General features: G+C 71.4%; 20 protein-coding genes. 4 read left to right on the top strand and 16 right to left on the bottom strand.

Going from position 1 to position 22,512, the window contains the following annotated elements:
• Positions 1-34: 34 nt before the first annotated feature.
• The 6 genes from ABH941_RS21260 to ABH941_RS21235 all read right to left on the bottom strand — a co-directional run bounded on the left by ABH941_RS21260 (position 35) and on the right by ABH941_RS21235 (position 9,612).
• Complete coding sequence (locus ABH941_RS21260) at positions 35-1,981, bottom strand: galactose oxidase-like domain-containing protein (protein ID WP_370131032.1); 1,947 nt, start codon at positions 1,979-1,981, stop codon at positions 35-37.
• An 8-nt stretch (positions 1,982-1,989) separates the two neighbouring features.
• The gene (locus ABH941_RS21255) at positions 1,990-3,789 is read right to left on the bottom strand and encodes a glycosyltransferase family 2 protein (protein WP_370130986.1); all 1,800 of its coding nucleotides are present in this window, start codon (positions 3,787-3,789) and stop codon (positions 1,990-1,992) included.
• A gap of 369 nt (positions 3,790-4,158) precedes the next feature.
• On the bottom strand, positions 4,159-7,740 hold the full coding sequence (smc, locus tag ABH941_RS21250) for a chromosome segregation protein SMC (protein ID WP_370130985.1): 3,582 nt from the start codon (positions 7,738-7,740) through the stop codon (positions 4,159-4,161).
• Positions 7,741-8,039: 299 nt separating this feature from the next.
• Positions 8,040-8,243 carry a hypothetical protein gene (locus tag ABH941_RS21245; protein WP_030263916.1) on the bottom strand — a complete coding sequence of 68 codons (204 nt, stop codon included), beginning with the start codon at positions 8,241-8,243 and terminating at the stop codon, positions 8,040-8,042.
• A 371-nt stretch (positions 8,244-8,614) separates the two neighbouring features.
• The gene (locus ABH941_RS21240; protein ID WP_134000515.1) at positions 8,615-8,893 is read right to left on the bottom strand and encodes an acylphosphatase; all 279 of its coding nucleotides are present in this window, start codon (positions 8,891-8,893) and stop codon (positions 8,615-8,617) included.
• Between the two features lie 170 nt (positions 8,894-9,063).
• Complete coding sequence (locus tag ABH941_RS21235; protein ID WP_370130984.1) at positions 9,064-9,612, bottom strand: hypothetical protein; 549 nt, start codon at positions 9,610-9,612, stop codon at positions 9,064-9,066.
• On the opposite strand from ABH941_RS21235, the gene ABH941_RS21230 reads away from it, so the two are divergent.
• The 3 genes from ABH941_RS21230 to ABH941_RS21220 all read left to right on the top strand — a co-directional run bounded on the left by ABH941_RS21230 (position 9,611) and on the right by ABH941_RS21220 (position 11,997).
• Positions 9,611-9,991, top strand: coding sequence for a CAP domain-containing protein (locus tag ABH941_RS21230; RefSeq protein WP_370130983.1), 381 nt, complete (start codon positions 9,611-9,613; stop codon positions 9,989-9,991). The two genes, ABH941_RS21235 and ABH941_RS21230, sit on opposite strands and share 2 nt — an antisense overlap.
• Positions 9,992-10,040: 49 nt before the next feature.
• Complete coding sequence (locus tag ABH941_RS21225) at positions 10,041-10,784, top strand: protein phosphatase 2C domain-containing protein (protein WP_370130982.1); 744 nt, start codon at positions 10,041-10,043, stop codon at positions 10,782-10,784.
• Between the two features lie 127 nt (positions 10,785-10,911).
• Positions 10,912-11,997: an aldose epimerase family protein gene (locus ABH941_RS21220; protein ID WP_370130981.1), complete on the top strand. Its 1,086-nt coding sequence runs from the start codon at positions 10,912-10,914 to the stop codon at positions 11,995-11,997.
• Between the two features lie 122 nt (positions 11,998-12,119).
• Here ABH941_RS21220 and mutM read toward each other — a convergent pair whose 3' ends face one another.
• From mutM to ABH941_RS21175, 9 genes are all read right to left on the bottom strand, one after another.
• Positions 12,120-12,989, bottom strand: coding sequence for a bifunctional DNA-formamidopyrimidine glycosylase/DNA-(apurinic or apyrimidinic site) lyase (mutM, locus tag ABH941_RS21215; protein WP_370130980.1), 870 nt, complete (start codon positions 12,987-12,989; stop codon positions 12,120-12,122).
• The gene (rnc, locus tag ABH941_RS21210) at positions 12,982-13,761 is read right to left on the bottom strand and encodes a ribonuclease III (protein WP_134000523.1); all 780 of its coding nucleotides are present in this window, start codon (positions 13,759-13,761) and stop codon (positions 12,982-12,984) included. The genes mutM and rnc overlap by 8 nt, the downstream gene beginning before the upstream one ends.
• A gap of 19 nt (positions 13,762-13,780) precedes the next feature.
• Positions 13,781-13,954, bottom strand: a complete 174-nt coding sequence (rpmF, locus tag ABH941_RS21205) for a 50S ribosomal protein L32 (protein WP_030263933.1) — start codon at positions 13,952-13,954, stop codon at positions 13,781-13,783.
• 2 nt (positions 13,955-13,956) lie between these two features.
• On the bottom strand, positions 13,957-14,517 hold the full coding sequence (locus tag ABH941_RS21200; RefSeq protein ID WP_370130979.1) for a DUF177 domain-containing protein: 561 nt from the start codon (positions 14,515-14,517) through the stop codon (positions 13,957-13,959).
• 258 nt (positions 14,518-14,775) lie between these two features.
• Positions 14,776-15,897 (bottom strand): ATP synthase F0 subunit B, encoded by a 1,122-nt coding sequence (locus ABH941_RS21195; protein WP_370130978.1) that lies wholly within the window; start codon positions 15,895-15,897, stop codon positions 14,776-14,778.
• An 89-nt stretch (positions 15,898-15,986) separates the two neighbouring features.
• Positions 15,987-16,493, bottom strand: a complete 507-nt coding sequence (gene coaD / locus ABH941_RS21190; RefSeq protein WP_370130977.1) for a pantetheine-phosphate adenylyltransferase — start codon at positions 16,491-16,493, stop codon at positions 15,987-15,989.
• A 3-nt stretch (positions 16,494-16,496) separates the two neighbouring features.
• Positions 16,497-17,081, bottom strand: a complete 585-nt coding sequence (gene rsmD / locus ABH941_RS21185) for a 16S rRNA (guanine(966)-N(2))-methyltransferase RsmD (protein ID WP_370130976.1) — start codon at positions 17,079-17,081, stop codon at positions 16,497-16,499.
• Between the two features lie 158 nt (positions 17,082-17,239).
• The gene (gene recG / locus ABH941_RS21180) at positions 17,240-19,420 is read right to left on the bottom strand and encodes an ATP-dependent DNA helicase RecG (RefSeq protein ID WP_370130975.1); all 2,181 of its coding nucleotides are present in this window, start codon (positions 19,418-19,420) and stop codon (positions 17,240-17,242) included.
• Positions 19,421-19,475: 55 nt separating this feature from the next.
• Positions 19,476-21,119, bottom strand: a complete 1,644-nt coding sequence (locus ABH941_RS21175; RefSeq protein WP_370130974.1) for a DAK2 domain-containing protein — start codon at positions 21,117-21,119, stop codon at positions 19,476-19,478.
• Between the two features lie 309 nt (positions 21,120-21,428).
• Between ABH941_RS21175 and rpmB the strand changes: the two genes are divergently transcribed.
• Positions 21,429-21,614, top strand: coding sequence for a 50S ribosomal protein L28 (gene rpmB, locus ABH941_RS21170; protein ID WP_009714771.1), 186 nt, complete (start codon positions 21,429-21,431; stop codon positions 21,612-21,614).
• Positions 21,615-21,707: 93 nt separating this feature from the next.
• Here rpmB and thiD read toward each other — a convergent pair whose 3' ends face one another.
• Positions 21,708-22,508, bottom strand: coding sequence for a bifunctional hydroxymethylpyrimidine kinase/phosphomethylpyrimidine kinase (gene thiD, locus ABH941_RS21165; RefSeq protein WP_134000536.1), 801 nt, complete (start codon positions 22,506-22,508; stop codon positions 21,708-21,710).
• Between the last annotated feature and the right edge of the window lie 4 nt (positions 22,509-22,512).

Here is a 22,512-nt window from a genome sequence, read left to right as displayed (position 1 = left end):
CCTCTGGTACCTGTCCTGCAGGGATCGGGCGGGGCTACCTCACCTGGATCCAACGGGCCACCGAAGGGGTTCCGTTGCGGTCCGTGATGAAGAGCATGTACCAGCCCGAGGGCACCAGACCGGCGTTGGAGGGGATCGTGGTGGTGAAGCCGCCGGGAGTGCGGGTGACGTCCAGGGCGATGGAGCGCTGCTGGACGTCGGTGGCGTGGGTCACCGAGCTGGGCCGCATCAGCCGTGCGGTGCCGATGCCCCCGGCGGTGGGCACGGTCGCGGTGAAGCCGGCGCTCTGCCCCCGGGAGACCGCGGCCGGGCCGCCGGTCACCGAGGGACGGGCGCCGTGGTAGAGGTACGCCGGGGTGTAGATCTCGATGCGCTGTTCGAAGAACTGGCCGCCGACGTCCTGCTTGTTGCCGAACAGCGGGTTGGAGCCCATGGTGACGACCCGTCCGTCCGGCAGCAGCAGGGCCTCGCTGTGGTAGTCGCGGCCCACGGTCGGGTCGGCGGCCGGGGAGAAGGTGTTGGTGTCGGGGTGGTAGATGTTGGCCTTGAGGATGTCGCTGCCGTGCTTGCCGCGGTAGTCGTGCGAGCCGCCGGTGGTGAGCACGGTGTCGTTCGGCAGGATCACGCTGCTGAGGTAGCGGGTCTGCCCGGCCGGCAGGTCGGGTCCGGTGGTCCAGCTGGGGTTCGTCCTGGTCAGGTCGACCACCGCGGTGCGGGCGGTGCCCTTCGCGGACTCACCGGCCCCGCCGCCGCCGAGGAACATCACCTTCTGCGACTGCGCCGGCGGCAGCAGCAGCGAGGAGGAGGTCTCGGTGTACTGCGGGTCCTTGAGCCCGGGAACCACCTGGAAGGTGTTGGTCTTCAGGTCCCACAGCCCGGGGGTACGGCCCTTGGCGGCGTTGCCGTACCCGGCGTTGGAGCCGGAGTAGAACAGCTTGTTGCTCGCCGTCAGGAACAGCGCGGGGTAGGTGGCGAAGAAGCGGGTGGGCCCGGCCGACCAGGTCTTGGTCGTGGGGTCGAAGATCTCGTTCTGTCCGTTGAGGATCACCCCGGTGCCGTCGAGGCCGGAGACCGCGATGACCTTGCCGTCCGCGGTCGGCGCCAGGGTCGGGTACCAGCGGGCGTACTCCATCGACTGGACCAGCTGGTACTGCTCGATGTCCGGGTTGAACTCGTAGGACTGCTTGATGCCCTGGAAGTTCTGGACGCCCAGGTTGATCGCCTTCGCCATCCCGTAGAGGGTGCGGCCGTCGTTGCCGGTCAGGCCCTTGACGTGGAACTGGGTCATCGTCTTGATGATCCCGGTCGTGCCCGGGGACAGCGAGTCCACCCAGACGGCCTGCTGCGAGGGCGTGACGACGGTGCGCACGCCGCGGTATGCCTTGGGGTCCTTGACCGTGGACTTGGCGGCGGCCGGGAGCACCACCGCGTCGTCGGTCTTGTACTGACGCCCGTCGGGCGCGGTGAAGACGGTGCCCTTGCGCACGGTACGGGACTTGTTGGGGTCCTCGTTGCGCACCTCCATGGTGCCGCCGGGGACGGTCACCGTGCCCGCCACCTGCTCGTACCGCAGCGTGCCGCCGGCCACCAGCAGGCTGCCGTCCGGGAGTTGGGCATGACCGCTGCAGAACATGTCCGCCGGGGTGGGGATGAGCTTGTAGGTCTCCTTGACCGGGTCCCAGAGCAGGGTCTTGAAGGTGCCGGCCTTGAAGTTGTTGGCGTCGTTGCCGGAGCCCGCGATGATCAGCACCTTGCCGGTGCGGAGCAGGCTGGCGTGGATCGCGTTCACCCGGAACCGGGTGGGCAGTTTGAGCACGCTCCACGAGCCGTACTGGGCCTTGTACCCGGGCTGGGAGATGACGTACTGGTGGTACTCGGCGCCGGCGAAGCCCACGGCGGCCGGGGCGTTCATGCCGGCCACCGCCATCACCACCGTGCTGCCCAGCGCCAGGCGCTTGGCTTTCAGCGAGGTCTTGAACATGGGTCGATTCACGGTGTGTCCCCCCTGGACATGTGAACAGCGGTACTGGTGGTACTGGTGGTACTGGTGGTACGGCGCACCCGGACCACCTCGGCGCGCCAGATGACCAGCGGCAGCAGGCTGGAGACCAGCGCGATGCCGGCCCAGATCCGCATCGCCGGATAGGCGTTGCCGGTGACGAAGGACGCGGCCAGCGCTCCCCCGAAGACCAGCGCCCAGAGCAGGTGGATCCGGAAGGTCCACAGCCGGTCCGGGCTGGCCGAGTCCCCCTTGGGCGTGACCTTGAAGTGCCCCGGCATCCTGAGCACCGCGGCGATCAGCGAGCTGGCGTACACCGGGGTGGCCAGCACACCCATGGCGATGCCGCCGATGCCGGTGGAGCCCTCCTTCTCGTGCGGGCTGACGTTGTGCTTGCGGTTGACCGAGTAGAGGCCGATCTGCAGCAGCACCGCGTCGCTGAAGAGCATCATCCAGGTGGACGTGGACACGCTCACCCCGGAGGCGCCGAACACCAGGTAGAGCACCGAGCTGATCCCGCCGAAGATGCAGGAGATCCCCGACATGGGATAGAAGGTCAGCATCAGCAGGTAGTTGAACAGCCGCCCGGGGCTCAGCCGGAACATCCGCCACCAGAACTGCTTGAGCAGGGTCTCGTAGGTGCCGCGGGACCAGCGCAGCTGCTGGGCGAAGAAGTCGGTCCAGGAGGACGGGCCCTCGCCCACCGCCAGCACGTCCGGGGTGTAGACCGACTTCCACGTGCGGCGGGTGACCGGATTGCGCTTGGTGTGCATGACCATGCCGGTGGCCATGTCCTCGGTGATGGAGTCGTGGAAGCCGCCGATCTGCCGCAGCGCCTCGACCCGGAGCACATTGTTGGTGCCGACCAGCATCGGCGAGGAGTACTTGTTGCCGGCCCGCTGGACCACCGCGTGGAAGAGGAACTGCTGGCTCTCCGCGGCCTTGGTGACCAGCGCCTCGTAGTTGCCGTACACCTGCGGGCCGACGACGAAGGCGATGTCGGGGTCGCGGAAGTAGCCGAGGGTGCGCTCCAGGAAGTTGCCGTGCGGGACGTGGTCGGTGTCGACGCAGGCCAGGAAGTCGTAGTCGGCGCCGTGCGCGTCCAGCCAGCTGTTGTAGTTGCCGTGCTTGGTCCTGGCCCTGAAGTGGCCCTTGCGCTGGTTCCAGCGCTCGACGCCCTTGCGGGAGAAGTGCCGCACGCCGAGCTCCTCGCACAGCGCCCGCATCTCGGGCTGGTCGCCCTCGTCCAGCAGCCAGACGTCGACCGTGCCGCTGTGCCGGATCCTGCGGGCCGCGGCCAGGGTGGTCCTGACCATCGCGATGGGTTCCTTGCCGGGCACACAGGCCGTGACGAAGGCGACCCTGGTGCCGGTCTCCGGGCGCACCGGCACCGGGTCGCGGGCGAAGAGGGTGCCGTGGACGTTGGAGACGATCTGCAGCAGTCGGAAGGTCTCGATCAGCACGATGGTGCCGAGCACCACCTTGTCCATGACGCGGAGCCAGGTGCGCGGGTCGAAGGGGCGCTGGGACCAGTTCTGCGGCAGCAGCATCCAGACCAGCAGCGCGAGCTCGGCCAGCGGGGCGAGCAGCATCATCACCCACAGCCTGATCCGCTTGTCGGTGCGGCTGAGCAGGCTGCGGTACTCGACCCGGTAGGGCCGGTCGGCGGCCGGCTCGGTCACCGGTCCCGCGAGATGGCTGTACCGGGCGTAGTCGTAGACCGGAGTGGCGGCCCGATCCGTTGTGGGCGGCCCGGTGGATACCTCTGCCGCAGCTGAAACCTGTGTCATCCGTGCCTCCCCCATGCCGACGCCCTGTGCGCGGCGAATACCGGCGTAGTTCGACCCCGGGCATGGCGGTGCACGGCAGCGACAGCTGCCCTCCCCGTACTGGATCCCCCCGCGCGAGCGCGCACACAGAGAATGCAGCGCAAGCGAATTCGACCAGACCCCCGCCGACGCCCGGACGGTTCCCCGCCCCTGCGCCGACACCCCCTTGCCCCCAAGGTGTTGCTGTTTCACCCTAGCCAAGATGTCACAGTGTCACCTGGCGATTACGGAAAGGTGACCCAAGTCTTTCTCCGGTGCTACGGCCAACGCGGGTGCGGCCCATCAGCACCATCAGCTCCACGGGAGCCGGGTGCGATATCCAGCCACCGCTCAGACGCCCTGCTGGGCCGGCAGTACCCGGCGCGGGAGCTTCCTGGGTTCGTCCCGCAGCCGCTGGCTGATCACCTGGGAGATGCCGTCGCCGCGCATGGACACCCCGTAGAGCGCGTCGGCGCACTCCATGGTGAGCTTCTGATGGGTGATCACGATCAGCTGGGAGCTGTCCCGCAGCTCCTCCATCAGGCCGATCAGCCGGCGCAGGTTGGTCTCGTCCAGCGCCGCCTCGACCTCGTCCATCACATAGAACGGGCTGGGCCTGGCCTTGAAGATGGAGACCAGCAGCGCGACGGCGGTGAGCGAGCGCTCGCCGCCGGAGAGCAGCGAGAGCCGCTTGACCTTCTTCCCCGGCGGCCTGGCCTCCACCTCGATGCCGGTGGTCAGCATGTTGTCGGGGTCGGTGAGGACCAGTCGGCCCTCGCCACCGGGGAACAGCCGCGAGAACACGCCCTCGAACTGCGCCGCGGTGTCGTGGTAGGCGGCGGTGAACACCTGCTCCACCCGCTCGTCCACCTCCTTGACCACGGTGAGCAGGTCGCGACGGGTGGACTTCAGGTCCTCCAGCTGCTCGCTGAGGAACTGGTGCCGCTCCTCCAGCGCCGCGAACTCCTCCAGCGCCAGCGGGTTGACCTTGCCGAGCTGGGTGTACGCCTTCTCCGCGGCGCGCAGCCGCTTCTCCTGCTCGGCCCGGTCGTAAGGGCGGGGCTCCGCGCCCTCCGCCTCGTCGGCCGGCGGCACCAGCTGGTCGGGGCCGTACTCGGCGAGCAGCCCGTCGGCCTCGATGCCGTGCTCCTCCAGCGCCTTGGCCTCCAGCTGCTCTATCCGCAGCCGCTTCTCCGCGCGCAGCACCTCGTCGCGGTGGACCGAGTCGGTCAGCCGGTCCAGCTCGGCCTTGAGCTCGCGGCTGCGGACCCGCTGCTGGGACAGCTCGGTGTCGTGGACCGTGCGCTCCCGCTCGGCCTGCTCCTTCTCCAGGGCCGCCGTCGCCAGCGATGCCTCGACGGCGGTGAGCAGTTGCCGGGCGCCGTCGCCGACAGCGGTGGCGACCAGCGCCTCCGCCCGCAGCCGCTGCTGCCGCTGGGCGGCGCGGGCCCGGGCCTCGCGCTCGGCGCGGGCGCCGCGGTCCAGCGAGTCGGCCCGGCCGGCGAGGCCGCGCACCCGCTCCTCATGGGTCCGGACCGAGAGCCTGGCCTCCATCTCGGCCTGCCGGCACTGCGCCGAGGTCTCGGCGAGCCGGTCCCGCTCGCCGGTGTCGGGCTCCTCGTCGGCGGGGATCTCCTCGGCGGTCAGCAGCCGTTCGCTGAGTTCGGCGAGCTCGGCCTCGGCCTGCTCCAGCGCCGCCTCGGCCTTCGCCGCCGCCGCGCCGAGCCGCTCGGCCTCGCCGGCCGCGCCGCGGGCCTGGCCTCCGAGCCGCCCCAGCTGCTGGGCCACCGCGGACTTCTCCTTCTCGGCGGCCCGGCGGCGGGCGGTCAGCGCCTCCGCTTCGGCGGCCAGTTCCCGGCGGCGCGCGGTGGCCTGCTCCAGCGCGATCGCGAGCGCCTCCCGTCGCCCCGACAGTTCTCCCAGCGCGGCGGTCGCCTCGTCCACGGCGGCCTGGGTCTCCAGCAGGCTCGGCGCGGCGGCGGAGCCTCCGTAGGCGAAACCCCGTCCGAGCAGATCGCCCTCGGCGGTCACCGCCGTCACCCCGGGACGGGAGCCGACCAGCGCCTCGGCCTCCGCCAGACCCGCGACCAGCACATAGCCGCGCAGCAACTCGCGCACGACGCCGACCAGCTCCGACGGACCGTCGACGCACTCCGCCAGCCCGGCCCCGACCTCACGAAGGGCGCCGGCGTCCGCTGCACCGGAGGCGATCAGCAGGCCGGCCCGGCCCGCGTCCTCCTTGCGCAGCAGGCGCAGCGCCTCCACCGCCGTGCCGACGCCGTCCACCGCGACCGCGTCGGCCGCGTGGCCCAGGGCCGCCGCGACCGCCGCCTCCGCGCCCGGACGCACCGACAGCAGCGAGGCCGCCGAACCGAGCACCCCGCCCAGTCCGTCGCCGGCGCCCCGCTCCCCCGCCGCCAGCAGCGCGCCGCTGCCGTCCTTGCGGCGCAGGCCCAGCGCCAGTGCCTCCCGACGCGCCGTCAGCCCGGCGCGTTCCCGCTCCACCGAGGCCAGTTCCTCGCGGGCCCGTGACTGCGCCTCCTCCGCCTCGCCCAAGGCCGTCCGCACCTCGGCAAGCTGGGCCTCGGCCTCCGCGTCGCCCGCCTCGACCCCGTCGACCTGCGCCTTGAGCAGCTCGTACTCCTCAGCGGCGGCCTGCGCCCGCTCCCGGGCGCCGTCCCTCGCCTCGGCGAGCCTGCCGATCTCCTCGCCCGCGCCGACCGCGCGTGACCGCGCCGCGGCGACCCTGCCCTGCAGCCGGGCCAGCCCCTCCCTGCGGTCGGCCAGCGCCCGGGCGGCCGCGCGCAGCCGCTGCTCCTCCCCTGCCAGCTCCCGTTCCAGCTCCCCGCGCCGCTCCACCGTCTCGGCGAGGGCGTAGGACGCCTCCTCCAGCGCCTCCTTGAGCTCGGCCTCCTCCTCACGGATCCGGGCCGCCTCGCGCTCCATCTCCTCCGGATCCCGGCCGCGCCGCTCCTCGGTCTGCTGGCTGCGCGCGTGCCGGACCCGGGCCTCGGCCAGCCCGACCGTGCCGCGGACCCGCTCCGCCAGCGCGGACAGTTCGAACCAGGTCTGCTGGGACTGCTCGACCCGCGGGCCCAGCTGAGCGACCTGCGCCTCCAGCACCGCCTCCCGCTGCTGAAGCGCCGTCAGCTCCTGCTCGACCCCGGAGCGCCGCAGCCGCAGCGCCATCTCGTCGGCGACCTCCTCCTCGACCGCCTTGCGCAGCGTCACCAGGTCGTCGGCGAGTATCCGCAGCCTGGCGTCGCGCAGATCGGCCTGGATGGTCGCCGCCCTGCGGGCGATCTGGGCCTGCCGGCCGAGCGGCTTGAGCTGCCGCCGCAGCTCGCCGACCAGGTCCTGCACCCGGGTCAGGTTGGCCTGCATCGCGTCCAGCTTCCGCAGCGCCTTCTCCTTGCGCTTGCGGTGCTTGAGGACGCCGGCGGCCTCCTCGATGAAGGCGCGCCGACCCATCGGATCGGCGTGCAGCACCGAGTCCAGCTGGCCCTGGCCGACGATGACGTGCATCTCACGGCCGATGCCGGAGTCGGACAGCAGTTCCTGGATGTCCAGCAGTCGGCAGGTGCTGCCGTTGATGGCGTACTCGCTGCCGCCGTTGCGGAACAGCGTCCGCGAGATGGTGACCTCGCTGTACTCGATGGGCAGCGCGCCGTCGCTGTTGTCGATGGTCAGCGCGACCTCGGCGCGGCCCAGCGGGGTGCGTCCGCTGGTGCCGGCGAAGATGACGTCCTCCATCTTTCCGCCGCGCAGGGACTTGGCGCCCTGCTCGCCCATCACCCAGGACAGCGCGTCGACGACATTGGACTTGCCGGAGCCGTTCGGGCCGACCACGCAGGTGATACCGGGCTCAAAACGGAGCGTGGTCGCCGAGGCGAAGGACTTGAAGCCACGCAGCGTGAGGCTCTTGAGATGCACGCCCTGAACCTTCCGCCGGGAGAACCACGCCTTTGCGGAACTCTATCCGGGAGTAGTGCGCCGACCAGGGGACGCGCCAGTTGGTTTCACCTGCGCAGGCAGGGGGCATCTCAGGAACACGGAGCAACGGGCACGGCACAACGCGGTGGACAGCACAACGGGGTGGACACAGGGGTGGAAATGACGAAGGGACGCCACGATGGGCGTCCCTTGCACTATCTGTCAGTCGGTGCCGCCGGATTCGACCGGACCAGTTCGACCGGGACCAGGGAGTTGCGGACCCCGGGCCGGCGATCGGATCAGGAGTAGGCGGGCACCGGCTGGGCTGCGTCGATGCTGCGGAGCAGCTGCTCGTGGTCCGCGACGGCAGACAGCGCGTCGTTCTCGGCCTGCATCCGAACAAGCTCGGATTCCAGGTCCTGGACACGCTGCTGGAGACGTCGCATCTCGGAGAGCACGCGGGGGTCGGGGCCACCGACGTAACCGAGAAGCGCCTTTGCCATGATGGATGGTCCTCCACGCTGAGTGACCGACCGATGAAGGTGGGGTCGTGGTTGGGATCACGCACTCGATGCCAGCCCTAGCAAGGCGGAACGGGGCCGAACGCCTTGGGCTGTACGTGCGGGTGCGCGGGTTTCCAGCGTCTCACCAAACGCGAAAAGGGTCAACACGATCACAGCGTGCTACGCCGACCACATCGCCGGGGCAGTGGTTTTCCCACACTGCGGGCGGGTGGCGCGGTCGAGTGACCACCGGTGGCCGGTCGATCACTGCTCGGTGCGGAGTCAACCACGGACCGGCCGTGAACGCAACCAATTGACAACGGCATGTGCGTCCTTCCGGCCGCCGCCGGGAGCCGGCGGATCCGGCGGACTCAGCGGATGGCGAAGCCCAGGTAGCCGCCCTCGGGGCTGCCCCATATCTCGGTGACCCCGTCCACCCTGCCGGGCGTGTCGCCGTGCCGGAGCAGTTCCAGCAGTCGCCCGCAGTCCTCCCGGCTGCCCTCGGCCACCACCTGGACCCGGCCGTCGCCCAGGTTGGAGGCGTATCCGAGGAGCCCGATCTCCAGCGCCCGGGACCTGGTCCACCAGCGGAACCCGACCTGCTGAACGGCGCCGCGCACCCACGCGGTCATCCGGACATCCTCACTCATATGCAGCATTCTCCCATCGCCGTCTACGCGCACTTCCCACGCGACGCACCCCTATGCTCTACGCTCCCCATCATCACCCGTTCGGGTGAGCAGCAACGCGAGTCCAGTTACCGGTCGGGGGGCCGAGGAAGAGGGACGGCACCTGACATGCCCCGTCACGCGCAGGGATCTCAGACGCAAGACCCCGAGCCGGCTTCGCATTCGCACCGGCGCGGTTCGCACGCGGCGACGTCACACCGCCGGGCCGCACCGTCAGCGCCGTCGCGCCCCTCGCGCAGGCGGCAGCAACGCAGTCGGATGCCGCGCAGCCTGCTGGCCGTCACGGCCACCGCGCTGGCCGTGGGAGCAGGCGGGATGTTCAGCGGGGTACTACCGCTGCCGCCGGGGATGACCGCGAGCCTGGTCGTGGCCGGGGATCCGGCCAGTGCCAAGCCGGTGGCCACCATCGGGACGGCCCGGACCCCGAAACCGGCCGGCAGCACCTTCCGGGCATCGGGCGGGACCAGCACCCGGGACACGGCACGACCGTCGCTCGCGCCGAGCACCGGCGCCCCCTCGGCGAGCGCGTCCGCCACGGCGTCGACCTCCCCCAGCGCCTCGGCCTCCGCGAGCGCCAGCGCCTCGGCGCCGCCGTCGGCCTCCGCCAGCGCCGCCGTGTCGGCCAGTGCCTCGGCCTCGGTCCCCGTCACCACTGCCACCGGCGGCGCGACCACGGCCATGACCGCGGCCGAGGACCAGGTCCTGGCCCTGGTCAACGCCCAGCGCACGGCCAACGGCTGCACCGCCCTCAGCTACTCGGGGCCGCTCACCGTGCTGGCCCAGAACTTCAGCGCCGAGATGGCCGTCCGCAACTTCTTCGACCACACCGACCCGGACGGCAAGACGCCCTGGGACCGGGCCGCGGCGCTGGGCATCACCAACCTCGGCGGCGAGAACATAGCCATGGGCCAGCAGACCCCGGCGGATGTGATGACCGCCTGGATGAACAGTGCGGGGCACCGCGCCAACATCCTCAACTGCGCCTACCACTCGCTCGGCGTCGGGGTGTACTACTCCTCCACCGGCGGCCCGTGGTGGACCCAGGACTTCGGCTTCTAGCTCTCCGTCATGACAGGCTGGTCGCAGGGCGACAGCTGACGGAGGAACGGTGCAGATCAGTCACACCAGCGAGGCGAGTCCGGACACAGCCGCGAACGAGGACTTCGTCATCGCCTCGGAGCGCTTCGCGGTGGTCCTGGACGGTGCCACCGACAGCGGACTGCCCAACGGCTGCGTGCACGGGGTGGCCTGGCTGGCCGGTCGGCTGGGGGCGCAGCTGGCCGCCGTGCTGGTAGCCGAACCGGAGCTGGAGCTGCGCGCGGCACTGCGCCAGGGGATCCTCAACACCCGTGCGCTGCACGCCGGCTGCGATCTGACCAATCCCAACAGCCCGTCCGCGACGGTCGCCGTCGCCCGGGAGCGCGACGGGATGCTCGACTGCCTGGTGCTGGCGGACGCGGCCGTGGTGCTGGAGCGCCGCGACGGCGAGGTGGTCGAACTCACCGACGACCGGGTGGACCACCTCCCCGCGTACGACCGCGAATCGGTCAGCCGGCTGCGCAACGCCGAGGGCGGTTTCTGGGTGGCGGGAGCCGAACCCGCTGCCGCCGACCGGGCCCTGACGATCAGCCTGCCGCTGCCGGAGATCCGCCGCTTCCTGCTGGTCAGCGACGGGGTGTCGCGGCTGGTGGAGCGCTTCGGCTGGGGCTGGCGCGACGTCCTCGACCTGGTGGGGAAGCAGGGCCCGGCCGCCGCCGTGCGCGCCGTGCGCGAGGCCGAGCGGGCGATGCCCGAGGGCGGCTTCCGCGGCAAGCGGCACGACGACGCCACAGCGGCGTTCGGGACGGCCTGACCGCTGCCGCGGCCGGGGACAACCCGGGACGACGTGGACGCGGCCGTTCGCGGCGTGAAAATGTGGGGCTCGCGCACCCCGGCCCCCTCACGGCAGGTGCCGCGAGACCGGATCAGGAGTTCTGCCCTTGCTGTCCTCAGCCCAGTCCCACACACCCGTACGCGAACACTTCGGTGCCCTCGCGGACGGAACCCCGGTGCACCGGTGGATCCTCACCGACGGCACCGGAACCACGGCCGGCGTCCTGGAGTACGGCGCCGTCCTGCACACCGTGCACCTCCCCGATGCGGTGACCGTCGTGCTCGGCCACCCGGACCTGGACGGCTACCTCCGGGAGCGGCCGCCCTTCTTCGGCGCCACCATCGGCCGCTTCGGCAACCGGATAGCGAACGGCCGCTTCACCCTGGACGGCCGCACCCACCAGGTGCCGCTCAGCGACACCCCGCGCCCCAACGCCCTGCACGGCGGCGACGAGGGGTTCGACGCCCGGCTGTGGTCGGCCGAGCCGGTCGAGGTGCCCGGCGGCAGCGGCGTCGAGCTCACCCTGGTCAGCCCCGACGGCGACCAGGGCTTCCCCGGGACGCTGTGGGCCACGGTGCGCTACAGCCTCGCCGACGGGCGGCTGCGCATCGACTACCGCGCCACCACCAGCGCCCCGACCGTGGTCAACCTGACCAACCACACCTATCTCAACCTGGCCGGCGAGGGCTCCGAGTCCGTCCTCGACCATGAGCTCGCCCTGGTCGCCTCGGCCTACCTGCCGGTCGACAGCGAGCTGCGACCGCTGGCCGGTGCTCCCGCACCGGTCGCCGGGACGCCGTTCGATTTCGGCACAGCGCGGCCGCTGGGCGAGCGCATTCACGACGACGACGAGCAGGTGTCCATCGCCGGCGGCTACGACCACTGCTGGGCCCTGGACGGCGGCCGCACGGACGCTCCGCGGGTGGTCGCCGTGCTGCGGCACCCCGGCTCGGGGCGGGTGCTGACGCTCTCCACCACCGAACCCGGCATCCAGGTCTACACCGGCAACGGCCTCGACTCCACCCTGACCGGGCCGTCCGGGCGCCGCTACGGCCAGCACTCGGGCGTGGCACTGGAGACCCAGCACTTCCCGGACTCCCCCAACCGCGGCGACTACCCGTCGACGGTTTTGCGGCCGGGCGAGGAGTATCGCTCCTGCACGGTGTACGACTTCGGTGTGGGTGGTCGCTGACGGATGCTCGGCTGCGGACCGTAATTGGCTGGTCGCGCAGTTCCCCGCGCCCCTATGTAGGTGCAACTGACCCACGGCGGTTCAGTTGCAGCACCCCAGGGGCGCGGGGAACTGCGCGAAGCTCAGGTCCGTGGGCGGGGGAGCCGCTGGCAGCGGGGGCAGAAGTAGCTGGAGCGGTTCATCCACGCGGCGCGGCGCATCGGCGTCGCACAGCGGTTGCAGGGCTCGTTCTCGCGGCCGTAGGCGTCCAGAGTGCGGGCGAAGTAGCCTGATTCGCCGTTGACGTTGACGTAGAGGCTGTCGAAGCTGGTGCCGCCGACCGCCAGGGCCGCTCCCATCACCTCCCGGGCCGAGGCCAGCAGCAGTGCCGCCTGGGCTCGGGAGAGGGTGTCGGCGGGGCGCTCGTAGTGCAGCTTCGCGCGCCACAGCGCCTCGTCGGCGTAGATGTTGCCGACGCCGCTGATCAGGGTCTGGTCCAGCAGCGCGCGCTTCACCCCGGAGCTGCGGCGCCGCAGCGCGGCGAGGAAGGCGTTGTCGTCGAAGCGGGGGTCCATCGGGTCGCGGGCGATGTGCGCCAGCGACAGCGGCGCAGCTTCCGGGTCGCTGGGGTCGGCGTCCTCGACCGCGAGGCCGCCGAAGGTGCGCTGGTCGACGAAGCGCAGCTCGGTGTCGACCGCGTCGTCGAACCGGATCCGGACCCGGAGGTGGGTCTCGGCGGGGGCCGCCTCGGGCTGGATCAGCAGTTGGCCGCTCATGCCGAGATGGCCGATCAGCGAGCTGCCGGTGCCGGGCATGGGCAGCCAGAGGTACTTGCCGCGGCGCTGCGCCGGACCGAGGGACCGGCCGGCCAGCTGGGCGGCGAAGTCCTCGGCGCCCGCGGTGTGCCGACGCACCGCGCGAGGGTGGAGGACCGTGACGGAGCTGACGGTTCGTCCACTGACCCACTGTTCGAGGCCGCGGCGGACCACCTCGACCTCGGGAAGTTCAGGCACCTGCGGAGGGGTCCGCGGGAGTGGTCGCGGTCTGCTCCGGAGCCGGCTGCGGCTCGGCCAGACCGTGCTTCTCGCGGATCGAGTGCCAGGCGTTCTGCGCGGCCTTCTGCTCCGCTTCCTTCTTGGAGCGGCCGCTGCCGGTGCCGTAGTCGTCGCCGGCGACCCGGGCCGCGGCGATGAAGGTCTTCTCGTGGTCGGGACCGGACTCGGAGACCACGTACTCGGGGACGCCGATGCCGACGGAGGCGGTGAGCTCCTGCAGGCTGGTCTTCCAGTCGAGTCCGGCGCCGAGGTTGGAGGACTCCTCGATCAGGGGGTCGAACAGGCGGTGGACGAGCTCGTCGGCCGCCTGCAGGCCCTGGTCCAGGTAGACCGCGCCGATGATCGCCTCAAGGGTGTCGGCGAGGATGGAGGACTTGTCGCGTCCGCCGGTGCCCTCTTCGCCGCGCCCGAGACTGATGAAGGAGCCGAGCTCCAGGCCGCGGGCCACTCCGGCGAGGGCACGCGAGTTGACCACCGCGGCGCGCAGCTTCGCGAGCTGCCCCTCCGGGAGGTCGGGGTGGATCCGGTACAGAGTGTCCGTGACCACCAGGCCCAGCACCGAGTCGCCCAGGAACTCCAGGCGCTCATTGGTGGGCAGGCCACCGTTCTCGTACGCGTACGAGCGGTGCGTGAGTGCACGTACCAGGAGGGCCGGCTCGAGTTGGTACCCGAGCCGCCCCTCCAGGACGGCATACCCGGTGTCGGCGTGTTGCAGCGCAGACGCTGACATCGTGTGTGTCACCAGCCGATCAGACCGAGAGGACCTGACGGCGGTTGTACGTACCGCAGCTCGGGCACGCGATGTGGCCCAGCTTGGGCTCGTGGCAGCGGTCGCAAGCCACCAGGGCGGGGACCGCAGCCTTCCACTGCGAACGGCGGTGGCGCGTGTTGCTGCGCGACATCTTCCGCTTCGGAACAGCCACGGCTACTTCTCCTGGTTCTCGGCAGCACCCTCACGGGTACCGCTGTCTTCGCTACCGGCCTCAGATGCGAGAGCCGAGAGTCCCTGCAGAGCCGCCCACCGGGGGTCGACGGCCTCGTGGTGGTGGTCCGGGTCGTCCGTGAGCCGCGCCCCGCATTCGGAGCAGAGGCCCAGGCAGTCTTCCTGGCACACCGGCTGCAGCGGCAGTGCGAGCACCACCGCGTCACGCAGCACCGGCTCGAGGTCGAACAGGTCGCCCTCGAGTCGGGAAGCTTCTTCGTCCTCGTCGTCGTCCTCGGCGGTCCTGGACGCGCCACCGAAACGGTCCGCGGACTCGGGGTAGTAGTACAGCTCCTGGAAGTCCGCTTCGAGCTCCTGCTCGATCGGCTCCAGGCAGCGCACGCACTCGCCCTTGAGATCCGCCTCGACCGTACCCGTGACGAGTACGCCCTCGACCACCGACTCCAGTCGGAGGTCCAGCTCGACAGTGCTACCGACGGGGACGCCGATCACCTCAATACCGAGGCCCTCCGGCGCCGGGAGGGAACGGGAAACCTTGCGCATCGACCCAGGCCGACGTCCCAGCTCATGTGTGTCAAACACAAGCGGATCGCGGTGGTCGAGGCGGTTCAGGGTTTCCTGCTCTCTACGGCGCACGTCGTGAACCACGACTGCGGTGATCTGCCTACCGGCTGCACACGCGAACGTACGGGACGTTCGGGGCAGCCGACATACCCCGGCACTGAACAGGCCGGAGAGGTCAGACTACCGGAGGACGGCCCCAGGTCCCAATCCACCTGTTGGGCGCCTGCCGCCGAGCGCTCAGTGGTGCTGTCCGCCGCCGAGCTCGCGCAGTTTGCTGACGTCGATGAAGCCGGTGTCGAAGAAGCTGGTCTCGTCCAGACCGGCCTGCTGCGGGGCGGCCTGCTGCGGCACGTACAGCGGCACCGGCTGCCCGTAGGCGTCGTACTGCTGCTCGGGCTGGGGCGGCGCGTAGCCGGTGTACGGGTCGTACTCCTGGGCCTGCTGCTGCGGGACCTGGGGCTGGTAGCCGTACGGGTCGTACTGCTGCTCCTGCTGGTACACCCCGGGCTGGGCGTAGGGGTAGCCGTTGGCGTCCACCTCGACCGGCTGCCAGTACTGCGGGTCGGCCTGCTGCTGGTGCTGCGGGTCGAACTGCTGCTGGTCGTACTGCTGCTGGGACTGCTGGTCCGGCGGCAGCAGGCCGGCCTGGGCCAGCTCGGCGGCGACCGCGGCCTGGCGCTCGGCGCCCTGGGTGACGCCGGTGGCCTCGTCGGCCGCGGCCAGGTAGGCGCCCAGCTCGTCGATCGGGGCCTTGCCGAGCAGCTTGTCCCGGCCCCGGCCGACCGCGTCCAGGGTCTTGCTCAGCGCGGTCTCCAGCGCGGCGAGCTTCACGTCGACGTACTCGTCCACCTCGGGGCTGGGCGAGCGGAACTGGTCCTGCTCGAACTCCTCGCCGTCCTCACCCTCGACCGGGGCGCCGCCGGTGCGCAGCTTCGCCCTGCCGCGGCCGATGGCGCCGAGGGTCTTGGTGAGCACCACCTCGAAGTTGGCCAGCTTGCTGTCGACGTAGTCGTCGGCCTCGCGGCGCTCCTCCGCCGACTCGGACCTGGCCTCGGCCAGGATCCGGTCCGCCTCGGCCTGGGCCCGCATGGCGACCTCGGTCCCGGAGATCAGCCTGGCGCGCTCCCCCTGCGCCTCCCTGACGATCCGCTCCGCCTCGCGGCGGGCCTCCTCGACCACCTGGTCGCCCTGCTGCACGGTCTGCTGCGCCTGCGCGAGCTCGGTCGGCAGCGCCTCCCGCAGTTCCGCCAGCATGGCGATCAGTTCGGCCTTGTTGACCACGATCGACGCCGACATGGGCATCGACCGGGAGTTCTCGACCGTCGTGGTGATCTCGTCGAGCTTCTGCTGCACGTCCACCTGAGCTCACCTGTTCGGGGTGCGGGGGGCGCCCCCCGAGGAGTGGAGTCAGGAGGCGATGGACCAGGAGGTAGGAACTCTACTGCCCGTCACTTGCGTTCGGCGATCCTGGCGACCAGGCGGCGGTGCACCAGTGCCGGTACCAGGTGCGAGACATCGCCTCCGTAGGCGGCGACTTCCTTGACCAGAGAGGAGGACAGGAAGCTGTAGGTCGGGCTGGTCGGCACGAACAGGGTCTCCACACCGGAGAGTCCGATGTTCATCTGGGCCATCTGCAGCTCGTAGTCGAAGTCGCTGACCGCGCGCAGGCCCTTCACGATCGCCGGGATGTTGCGGTCGCGGCAGTAGTCGACCAGCAGCCCGTGGTGGGACTCCACCACCACGTTGCCGTACTCGGCGGAGACCTCCTCGATCATCTGGATCCGCTCCTCCACCGTGAACAGTCCCTGCTTGGACTTGTTGATCAGCACGGCGATGTGGACCACGTCGTAGAGGCGCGAGGCCCGCTCGATGATGTCCAGGTGCCCGTTGGTGATCGGGTCGAAGGAACCCGGACAGACTGCACGGCGGACAATGGTCTTCCCTTGCACGGACATGTCTCACTCGCTCCCGACGTCGCTGGCGGCGGCGCGACCGTACCAGAGGGTGGCCTCGCCGTAGCGGCGCTCCCTGAGCGGTGTGAAGCCCTCGGGCCACGCGAACTCCCCGCCCCTGGTGCCGCGCTCCACGGTGGCGAGGGTGCCCTCGGCGAGCCAGCCCCCGGTCCGGAGTGTGATCAGGATCTCGCGGACCTCGCCGTCGGTGACGGCGTAGGGCGGGTCCATGAACAGCACGTCGTACGGGCGGGTCGGGGCCCCGGCGGCGAGCACCTTCTCGACCTGTCCTGAGCGGACCTCGGCGCCGGAGAGGGAGAGGGTGCGGACATTGGCCAGGATGGTCTTCACGGCGGCCGGGTCGCCCTCGACCAGCAGGGATGCGGCTGCGCCGCGGGAGAGGGACTCCAGGCCCACGGCGCCGGAGCCGGCGTAGAGGTCGACCACGCGCGCGCCCGCGAGGGAGCCGCGGAGGGATTCCCAGGTGGAGAAGAGACCTTCGCGGGCGCGGTCGGAGGTCGGGCGGGTGCCCTCGCCGGGCGGGACGGCCAGGCGGCGGCCTCGGGCGGAGCCGGCGATTACGCGGGTCATTGCGGGGTCCCTTTGGTGCGGCGGTGGGTTCGTTGTGCACCACGCTAACGCCCCGGGGCGTGGGGTTCTGTGCAAGCGGCGAGTGCGGGTCGGGGGTGGTTGATCGCGCAGTTCCCCGCGCCCCTCAGGTGCGTGCGTGGCTGGGGCAGCATGTGGGCTCAGCCTTTTTCCAGGTACTCCGCTCGGTCGTCGTCCACCAGGGCGCGGAGGGCGGCGGCGAGGGCTGGGCGGGTGGTCAGGTCGGGGTCGTCGGCCACCAGGCGGGCGGCCTCGTCGCGGGCCTCCGAGATGACCTCCTCGTCCTCCAGGACGGAGAGCAGCCGGAGCGAGGACTTCACTCCGGACTGGGCCGCGCCCAGGACGTCGCCCTCGCGGCGCTGCTCCAGGTCGATGCGGGAGAGTTCGAAGCCGTCCAGGGTGCCGGCCACCGCGTCCAGCCGCTGCCGGGCCGGGCTGCCGCCCGGCATCTCGCTCACCAGCAGGCAGAGTCCGGGCGCGGAGCCGCGTCCGACCCGGCCGCGGAGCTGGTGCAGTTGGGAGACTCCGAAGCGGTCGGCGTCCATGATGACCATCACGGTGGCGTTGGGGACGTTGACGCCCACCTCGATGACGGTGGTCGCGACCAGCACGTCGACCTCGCCGGCCGTGAAGCGGCGCATCACGTCGTCCTTGGCGTCGGGCTGCATCCGCCCGTGCAGCACCTCGACGCGGAGCCCGGACAGCGGGCCGTTGGAGAGTTCCGTCGCGACATCGAGGACGGCGAGGGGTGGGCGGCGGTCGTCATCGCCGGCAGTCGGCTTCTTCTTGTCGTCCTCGGCGTCGCCGATGCGGGGGCAGACCACGTAGGCCTGGTGGCCCTTGCCGCTCTCCTCGCGGATCCGCTCCCAGGCGCGGGTCAGGAAGTTGGGCCGTTCCAGGGCCGGGACCACATGCGAGGCGATGGGCGAGCGCCCGGCCGGGAGCTGGTCCAGGACCGAGGTCTCCAGATCGCCGAAGACCGTCATGGCCACCGTGCGCGGGATCGGGGTGGCCGTCATCACCAGCAGGTGCGGCGGACGTTCGGCCTTGGCGCGGAGCGCGTCGCGCTGCTCGACGCCGAAGCGGTGCTGCTCGTCCACGACCACCAGGCCGAGGTCGCGGAACTGCACCTTGTCCTCGATCAGGGCGTGGGTGCCGATGACGATCCCGGCGTCCCCGCTGATCATGTCCAGCATCGCCTGCCGCCGCGCCGGGACCCCCATCGATCCGGTGAGCAGCACCACCTTGGTGCCCAGGTCGGATCCGCCGAGCATTCCCCCCTCGGCGAGGTCGCCCATCATCTCCACGATGGAGCGGTGGTGCTGCTGCGCCAGCACCTCGGTGGGCGCCAGCAGCACCGCCTGACCGCCGGTGTCCACCACGGCGAGCATGGCCCGCAGTCCCACCAGGGTCTTGCCGCTGCCGACCTCACCCTGGAGCAGCCGGTGCATCGGGTGGGCGGTGGCCAGCTCCGCGAAGATCTCGGCGGAGACCGTCTGCTGACCGTCCGTCAGTGTGAACGGCAGCCGGGCGTCGAAGGCGTCCAGCAGGCCGTCCTTGACGGGCACCCGGGGGACGGCGGGCTGGGCCGAGTCGGCGGCGCGGCGTTGTGCCAGGGCGACCTGGAGGACGAAGGCCTCGTCCCACTTCAGCCTGGTCTGGGCGGCGACGCGCTCGGCGTGGTTGCTGGGGCGGTGGATCTGCCGGAGGGCGTCGGTCAGCGGCAGCAGCCCGCGCTGCAGCCGCAGCGAGTCGGGCAGCGGGTCCTCCAGGGCCTCCCAGTCCAGGCCGCCGAGGAGGGTGTCGACCGCCAGCGAAACCTTCCAGGAGGGCAGCTTGGTGCTGGCCGGGTAGACCGGGATCAGCCGCCCGGCGAAGGCCGCGGCCTGCTGCGGGTCCCGTTCGGGGTCCTCCTCGTCCATCAGCTGGTAGTCGGGGTTGATCAGCTGGCGCACCCGGTTGAAGACGCCGACCTTGCCGGCGAACAGGCCCTGGCGTCCGGGGCGCAGCTCGTGCACCCGGTGGGCCTGGTTGAAGAAGGCGAGGGTGAGCCGCCCCCGGCCGTCGGTGACCACGACCTGCAGGCGGTTGCCCTTGCGGCCCTTGAACGGGATGACCTCGGCCTTCTCGATCCTGGCCATCACCGTGACGTGCTCGTCGAGTTCCAGCTCGTCCAGGCTGGTGAGCTCGCCGCGCTCGACGTAGCGGCGCGGGTAGTGGTGCAGCAGGTCACCGGTGGTGTGCAGGTCGAGGCTGTCGGCGAGCGCCTTGGCGCTGTTGCCGCCGACCAGCTTCTTCAGTGGTTCGTCGAGCGTGGACACGGTCGCCGACCTCCCTTCCGCGTCAACCTCTACACCCCGGGACTGACATGACAGCTCATTCGACACCGATGAGCAGCGGGGACGTCGGCTGACCGCCCCGGTAGACCACGGTGTCGACGACCGGGTGGGCCCGTCGCACATGCGCCACCAGGTGGTCGGCGACGGCGTCGTCCGTGCCCTCGCCGAGGATCAGCGTGACCATCTCACCGCCGGCCGCGAGCATCCGGTCCAGCACCACGGCCGCGGTCTCCCCGGTCGCGGAGCCGATCACCGCGACATCCCCGTCGATCAGCCCGAGCACGTCCCCGGCCTGACAGACCCCGGCCATGGTCCAGGACTCGCCCTCGGCGACGAGGATCTCGGCGTAGCGAGTGGCCCCGGCGGCCGAGGTCATCGCGACCACGTCCTCGTCGAAGCGCCGGGAGGGCTCGTGCACGGCGAGCGCGGCGAGACCCTGCACCGCGGAGCGGGTGGGGATGACGGCGACCCGCACGCCCTCCTTGCGCAGCTGCTCGGCGGCGGCCCCGGCGGCGGCACGGAGTTCGGTGTCGTTCAGCAGCAGCACCACCTCGCGGGCGTGCGCCCGGCGGACCGCGGCGGCCAGTTCGGTGCTGGAGGCCGCCCGGTCGGGGTCGGCGTGCAGGACGGTCGCGCCGGATTCGGCGCAGAGCACCGCCAGCCCCTCGCCGTGGACGACGCTGACGACGCCCCGCGACTCGGCCGGGGCGTCGGCGTCGGGACGGGAGGCGGCGGTGGCCGTCGCGGCGGCCGAGGCGAAGTGGGTGATCCTGATCCGGTGCGGCCGGCCCGCCGCTATGCCGGCCTCCACGGCGGCCCCCGGGTCGTCCACATGGACGTGGACGTTCCACAGGCCGTCACCGCCGACCACGACCAGCGAGTCGCCCAGAGCCCCCAGCGCCTCCCTGAGCAGCGGCAGGGCGGAGTCCTCGGCGTCCAGCAGATAGATGACCTCGAAGGCCGGGGTGCCCTCGGCCGCGAGATGTTCGCCGTGCGGCACCGGTTCGGCGGCCCTGGTCCCGGCCAGCGCGAGCGGGCCCATCGGCGTCTGCCCGGTCACGGCGTCGGCCAGCGCCCCGAGCAGGGTGACCAGTCCGCGACCGCCGGCGTCCACGACGCCGGCCCGGGCCAGTACGTCGAGCAGCAGCGGGGTGCGGGACAGCGCGATCCGGGAGGCCTCGTAGGCGGCCTCGGCCACGGCCGCCAGCGCGATCCGCGGATCCGCCAGCGCGGCGGCCTCGGCCGCTGCGGCGGCCGCGGCGGCGACGGTGAGCACGGTCCCCTCGACCGGCTTGGCGACCGCCTCGTAGCCGGCGTCGGCGGCGCGGCGCAGCGCCCGGGACAGCGCGGGGCCGTCGGCCGGTCCGGCGCCGATGGCGGAGGCGATGCCGCGCAGGAGTTGGGCGACGATCACCCCGGAGTTGCCCCGGGCGCCCAGCAGGGCGCCGTGCGCCATCGCCCTCAACGCCTGCGCCAGCGAGGGGGCTTCGGCCCCGGCCCCGAACAGCCCGTCGACCTCCTCGGCGGCGGACTCCACGGTGAGGTAGAGGTTGGTGCCGGTGTCCCCGTCCGGAACCGGGTACACATTGAGCGCGTCGATCTCCTCGCGGGCCTGCCCGAGCGCGGCGAGGGACAGTCGGCACCAGGTGCGCACGGCGGGAGCGTCGAGGGTGTCCAGCACCGTGGTGTCTCCTTGGGTACGCGAGGGGTGTGCAGGCAGATTACTCGGCTTCAGCCGACGGATTCCGTTCCGTGACGCCCGCCGCCTCGCAGTTCGCAGGGGTACGGGGCATCGATGCGGAGCCTTCGGTGGTCACGTGGTAGTTTCGTTGTACGGAGTGAGCCGATGTATGCTGCTCCGGTTGCCTGGATCCCTCCGGGCCACCCCTGGGTAAGCAGCGCAGTCGTCAAGACGGCACTGCCATCACACGGCCACTGCGCCTCCGGGGTTGTCAACGTAAGTGCATCTGAAGTCTTTGGAGTGACTCCCGTGGCTGCCAACTGCGACGTCTGCGGCAAGGGGCCGGGCTTCGGCAACAACATCTCCCACTCGCACCGCCGTACCCGTCGTCGTTGGAACCCCAACATCCAGACGGTACGCGCTGTGGTTGGGCGGACGCCGAAGCGGCTCAACGTCTGCACCTCGTGCATCAAGGCCGGCAAGGTGTCGCGCTGACGCGGCCACCTGCAGGCTTCCGGAAGGCCGGTCCACCTCACGGTGGGCCGGCCTTCTGCATGTCCGGCCGCATGTCCGGCGCCGGACGGCGGGTCAGCGCCAGCGCCAGCCGTGGTCGACCGGGCCGATGCCCGCGCCCAGGGCGAAACCGCCCGCGATGGCGCCGGTGACGTACTCCTTGGCGGCGGCCACGGCCTCGGGCACGTCCAGGCCCAGGGCCAGCTCCGAGGCGATGGCGCTGGCCAGGGTGCAGCCGGTGCCGTGGGTGTGCCGGTTGTCGTAGCGGGCGGCACGGAACCAGTGCTCCTCGCCGTCCGGCCCGCGCAGCAGGTCGGCGGCCTCGCCCTGCAGATGGCCGCCCTTGATCAGGGCCCAGACCGGGCCGAGGTCCTGAAGCGCCCGGGCCGCGTCCGGCATCCCGCTCTCGCGGCTCACCTCGATGCCTGTGAGCTGCGCCACTTCGTGCAGGTTGGGCGTGGCGACGGTGGCCACCGGCAGCAGCCGGTCCCGCAGCACCGAGACCGCGGAGTCGGCCAGCAGCGCGTCGCCGTGCTTGGAGACGCCCACCGGATCGACCACCACCGGGGCGTCCACGCCCGCGAGCAGTTCGGCGACGGTGGCCACCAGTTCGGCCGAGGCCAGCATCCCGGTCTTCACCGCCTGCACGCCGATGTCGTCGACCACGCTGCGGAACTGGGCCCGCACCGCCTCCGCCGGGAGCTCCCAGTAGCCCTGCACCCCGACCGAGTTCTGCGCAGTGACGGCGGCGATCACGCTCATGCCGTGGACGCCCAGCGCCAGCATGGTCTTCAGATCGGCCTGGATGCCCGCGCCGCCCCCGGAGTCGGATCCGGCGACGGTGAGCACCCGCGGCGGTGCAGTACGTGTCGACATGGGA

It is taken from the genome of Streptacidiphilus sp. EB103A, assembly GCF_041261405.1.
Classification (GTDB): domain Bacteria; phylum Actinomycetota; class Actinomycetes; order Streptomycetales; family Streptomycetaceae; genus Streptacidiphilus.
Note: the sequence above shows the minus strand (reverse complement) of the source record. Positions and strands in the feature narration are given on the sequence as shown.

Coding starts and splice junctions, on each gene's coding strand:
- ABH941_RS21260 (WP_370131032.1), bottom strand. CDS start 1,981: ATGTTCAAGACCTCGCTGAAAGCCAAGCGCCTGGCGCTGGGCAGCACG.
- ABH941_RS21255 (WP_370130986.1), bottom strand. CDS start 3,789: ATGACACAGGTTTCAGCTGCGGCAGAGGTATCCACCGGGCCGCCCACA.
- ABH941_RS21245 (WP_030263916.1), bottom strand. CDS start 8,243: ATGGCAAAGGCGCTTCTCGGTTACGTCGGTGGCCCCGACCCCCGCGTG.
- ABH941_RS21240 (WP_134000515.1), bottom strand. CDS start 8,893: ATGAGTGAGGATGTCCGGATGACCGCGTGGGTGCGCGGCGCCGTTCAG.
- ABH941_RS21230 (WP_370130983.1), top strand. CDS start 9,611: ATGACCGCGGCCGAGGACCAGGTCCTGGCCCTGGTCAACGCCCAGCGC.
- ABH941_RS21235 (WP_370130984.1), bottom strand. CDS start 9,612: ATGGCCGTGGTCGCGCCGCCGGTGGCAGTGGTGACGGGGACCGAGGCC.
- rnc (WP_134000523.1), bottom strand. CDS start 13,761: ATGTCAGCGTCTGCGCTGCAACACGCCGACACCGGGTATGCCGTCCTG.
- ABH941_RS21200 (WP_370130979.1), bottom strand. CDS start 14,517: ATGCGCAAGGTTTCCCGTTCCCTCCCGGCGCCGGAGGGCCTCGGTATT.
- coaD (WP_370130977.1), bottom strand. CDS start 16,493: ATGTCCGTGCAAGGGAAGACCATTGTCCGCCGTGCAGTCTGTCCGGGT.
- rsmD (WP_370130976.1), bottom strand. CDS start 17,081: ATGACCCGCGTAATCGCCGGCTCCGCCCGAGGCCGCCGCCTGGCCGTC.
- thiD (WP_134000536.1), bottom strand. CDS start 22,508: ATGTCGACACGTACTGCACCGCCGCGGGTGCTCACCGTCGCCGGATCC.